The sequence below is a fragment of the Rhodoplanes roseus genome, from assembly GCF_003258865.1.
Classification (GTDB): Bacteria; Pseudomonadota; Alphaproteobacteria; order Rhizobiales; family Xanthobacteraceae; genus Rhodoplanes; species Rhodoplanes roseus.
The window spans coordinates 1-4,115 of sequence record NZ_NPEX01000399.1; the positions used below are offsets into that span (position 1 = coordinate 1).

The 4,115-nt window shown below is 68.1% G+C and carries 3 protein-coding genes; 1 reads left to right on the forward strand and 2 read right to left on the reverse strand.

The genetic code is table 11. The features are described 5' to 3' along the window. Positions 1–82: 82 nt before the first annotated feature. Together CH341_RS28950 and aceB are read right to left on the reverse strand one after the other, a co-directional pair. On the reverse strand, positions 83–1,048 hold the full coding sequence (locus CH341_RS28950) for a TorF family putative porin (protein WP_111422698.1): 966 nt from the start codon (positions 1,046–1,048) through the stop codon (positions 83–85). Positions 1,049–1,456: 408 nt separating this feature from the next. Further along, the gene (gene aceB, locus CH341_RS35440; protein WP_245431301.1) at positions 1,457–3,655 is read right to left on the reverse strand and encodes a malate synthase A; all 2,199 of its coding nucleotides are present in this window, start codon (positions 3,653–3,655) and stop codon (positions 1,457–1,459) included. On the opposite strand from aceB, the gene CH341_RS36100 reads away from it, so the two are divergent. After that, positions 3,630–4,115: hypothetical protein (locus tag CH341_RS36100; RefSeq protein ID WP_245431302.1), on the forward strand; the 486-nt coding region annotated here is incomplete at its 3' end. The genes aceB and CH341_RS36100 overlap by 26 nt on opposite strands.

A 4,115-nucleotide genomic window follows, 5' to 3' on the forward strand; every position in this document is an offset into this window, starting at 1 on the left:
GCGAAGTGAACATGGCACGACCATAAAAAAGGGGCGGCGCCCATGGCACCGCCCCGAAGGCAAGGTCGATGGAGGAAGGTTCTTACTTGAGGCTGCTGCCGTAGGTCAGGTCGGCCTTCAGCGAGATCACGTAGGCCTGCCCGCACCACTTGGAGCCGAGGCCGTTGGTGTTGATCGCCGTGATGTTGGTCGGGCTGAACGAGGCGTTGAAGTCGCTGGTGATCGCGTTGCACGAGGCCTCGGAGAGGTCCGTGTCGTAGTAGCGCAGATCGACCGTGAACACCTTGTAGGTCATGCCGAGGCCGACGTTCCAGGTGGTGTAGTCGGGGAGCCGGATGCTGCCGTAGAAGGCGTCGGTGGTGCCGAGCCAGTAGTGGCCGACCTCACCCGAGACGTAGAGGCCGTAGCCGGTCGGGAGCCAGTTGCTCGGCGCCGTCAGCTTGACGTTGCCGGAGAGATACTTGGCGTCGAAGCCGAAGTTCAGCCAGTTGTCGTCGTAGTAGAAGGCGCCGCCGACCGCGATGTTGTCGTTGAACGTGTAGGTCGCCTTGGCGAAGTACTCGAGGAAGCTCAGATCCTTCTTGATCACGTTGCCGCCGAGCGGCGCGTTCGGAAGGATGTTGCCGTTGTAGGCGCAGTCGCCCGGCACGGCCGCGTTGTAGCACTGGCCACCCGGATAGTAGTAGTACCAGACACCGAAATCGAGGGCGAGCTTGCCGAAGGTCGGCCGGATGCCGCCGTAGATGTCGATCTCGGCGCTGGCCTTGTTCGAGAAGTCGATGCTCCAGCCACCGGCGCCGACATACAGCTGCAGGCTGTCGTTGACGTTGTAGCGCGGCTCGAAATAGGCGTTCACCGACGGCCCGCGGTTCGACTGCGAGATGCCGCGGAAATTGTAGTCCGAGTAGATGCCTGCACCGAACGCGACGTCCCACGGGTTGGTGGCGACGGGCGCGGCGAGCGGCGGAGCCTTGACGGCCATGTCGGCGGCGTAGGCCGAGCCGGCCAGGCACGTGACGGCGACCGTAGCCAGAACGATCTTCTTCATGTCGAGCCCCCTATTTCCCCTTGCGAGCACACCGGGCTGCTGCGCTCGCCTGATCCCCACTCGATCTGCCCGTCGTTCCCCAGACGGGTACATATCGTGGTTTATAAACTCACACGGGATACACGCATCGCAAGGTGAATCGCTCGTCAGTTGCCGCACAATTAGGCAACTGAAATAGGTTCGTGACCGGCGTTGCATTTTGGTCACAATGTGGCGACCCCCGGTCGGCCGGATACGTGAGAGTTCTTAGCTCGCGCCGACGTATCCGCGAGTTATGGCCTATCATCAGGCTCTTTCTGCAGGCCACACGCCCTGCCACGGCCGGGCGAATCGAGTCCCGCAACGCCGAATCGAAAAAGGCCGCCCCGCGAGGGACGGCCTTTCAGGACGGTATTGAACGAGTCGCCGTCAGGCGATCAGCTTGTAGGCCGGCACGGTGAGGAAGTCCTCGAACGCGTCCGCCAGCGAGAGCCGCCGGAACAGGTCGATGGCCTCGGGGAAGCGGCCGGCGTCGTAGGCCTCGGCCCCGAGCTCACCCTTGACCCGCTCCATCTCCTCGCCCAGCGCCTGCTCGAAGAACTCCGGCGTCACCTTCACGCCGTTCTCGAGCTCGGCGCCGTACTGCAGCCACTGCCAGATCTGCGCCCGGGAGATCTCGGCCGTCGCCGCGTCCTCCATCAGGTTGTAGATCGGCACCGCGCCGCGCCCGCGCAGCCACGCCTCGACGTACTGCACGCCGACCCGGATGTTGAGGCGGAAGCCCTCCTCGGTCTTGCTGCCCTCGTGGAGGCGCAGGAGATCGGCCTGCGCGACCTCGACGTCGTCGCGCTGGCGGTCGACCTGGTTTTGCTCCGGCATCAGCCGGTCGAACACCTCCTTGGCGACCGGCACCAGGTCCGGATGGGCGACCCAGGTGCCGTCGTGGCCGTCGCGGACCTCGCGCTCCTTGTCGGCCCGCACCTTGGCGAAGGCCGCCTCGTTGGCCTCCGGGTTGCCCTTGATCGGGATCTGCGCCGCCATGCCGCCCATGGCGAAGGCGCGGCGGCGGTGGCAGGTCTTGATCAGGAGGAGCGCATAGGCGCCCAGGAACGCCTTCCCCATCACCACCTGGCCGCGGTCCGGCAGCACGTAGTCGGGGCGCTTCGCCAGCTTCTTGATGAAGGAGAAGATATAGTCCCAGCGGCCGGCATTGAGGCCGGCGGCGTGGTCGCGCAGCTCGTAGAGGATCTCGTCCATCTCGAAGCCGGCCGGCAGCGTCTCGATCAGCACGGTCGCCTTGATGCTCCCGTGCGGAACGCCGAGCTTCTCCTGGGCGAAGACGAACACGTCGTTCCACAGCCGCGCCTCGAGATGCGACTCGAGCTTGGGAATGTAGAAGTACGGGCCCGAGCCCTTGGCGAGCAGCGCCTTGGCGTTGTGGAAGAAGTACAGGCCGAAGTCGAACAGCGAGCCGGAGATCGGCTCCCCGTCGACGGTCAGGTGCTCCTCCATCAGGTGCCAGCCGCGCGGCCGGATGATCAGCACGGCCGGATTGTCGCCGATGGCGTAGTGCTTGCCCGAGGTCTCGTCGGTGAAGTCGATCTTGCCGTCCCAGCGGTCGCGCAGGTTGAGCTGGCCCTCGATGTTGTTGGACCAGGTCGGCGAGTTGGCGTCCTCGAAGTCGGCCATGAAATGCGTCGCGCCCGAGTTGAGGGCGTTGACGATCATCTTGCGATCGACCGGGCCGGTGATCTCGACGCGGCGGTTCTGCAGATCCGCCGGGATCGGCGCGACCGTCCAGTCGCCCGAGCGGATCTCGGCCGTCTCGGCCAGGAAGTCGGGCAGCTCGCCGGCATCGAAGCGGGCCTGCCGCTCGGCACGGGCCGCCAGAAGCTCGCGGCGACGGCCGTCGAAGCGGCGATGCAGCTCGGCCAGGAAGGCGAGCGCCCCGGGCGACAGGATCTCCGGATAGCGCGGGCCCATGCGACCCTTGATCACCACACCCGGAACGGCGCCGGCGCGTGCCCGCGGCCGCTCGGCCCGCGGCTTCTTCTCGGACGGACGCAGCGCCGAGGCCGGACGCGGCGCCGGCTTCAGCGCCGACGCCGCGGCATCGGCGACCGTCGAGACGACGCGACGGACCGCCCGCTTGATCCGGCCGGCGGTGCGCTCGCGCGCCAGATCGAGCGTGCTGAGCCCCGCGGGCGTCTCGGCGGGCTTGCGCGGCGCCTTGGTGGGCGCCTTGGATGCCGCCTTGCCGGCCGCCCCCTTGGACGGCGCGGCCTTGGCGGGCGAAGCCTTAGCGGGCGCCGGCTTGGCGGGCGCCGGCTTGACCGGAGCAGCCGGCCTCGCCGCGGTCGTGCCGGCCCGGCCCTTGGGGGTCTTGGCGGACGACGCCGCGCTCCGGCGGGCCGTTGTCGCGGTCGGCGCCGGCTTGCCGGGCCGACGTGCCGACGGGGCGGAGGCCTTGGTGCGGACGGCCGGTGTCTTCGCCGACCTCGCCGTCGATTTCGACACCGGCTTGGACGCCGGCTTCGCCGTCGACTTGCCGACCGACTTGGTGGCCGACTTGCCGGCGGACGTCTTCGCCTTGGCGGCCGGCTTGCTCTTCGCGGATGACTTGCTCACCGGCTTCGCGGACGACCTGCTCGCCGGCTTCGCCGGAGACTTGCTCACCGGCTTCGCCGACGACTTGGCCGGCTTGGCGGCCGCTTTGGACGTCGCCCTGGACGGCTTCGAGACCGACTTCGCCGCCGGCTTGGACGTTGCCTTGGACGCCGCCTTGGGCGCCGCCTTGGGCGCCGCGCGCTTGGCGGTGCGCGCGGCCGGCTTGCTGGCCTTGGCGGCACGGCTCCCGGCCGCAGCCGCCTTCGTCGCGGCCGTCTTCGGCGTCTTGGGATCGGCCACCGCCGCGCCCTTCGCCTGCCTGGCGCCCTTCGCGCCCGTCTTCTTCTTCACGTTCCGGGATGCCTTGCCCACCATGGGACCTCTTTGCTCGCCTTCTGCCTTACGGACTCGGTTGATCGATCTCGCCCGTGACCACGATGGCGGCGGGCGGCGGGGGTGCCGGAAGGTCGTCCGGCGTCGC

Excerpts from the sequence above, each read along its gene's own strand:
- CH341_RS28950 (WP_111422698.1), bottom strand. The coding sequence starts at position 1,048 with ATGAAGAAGATCGTTCTGGCTACGGTCGCCGTCACGTGCCTGGCCGGC.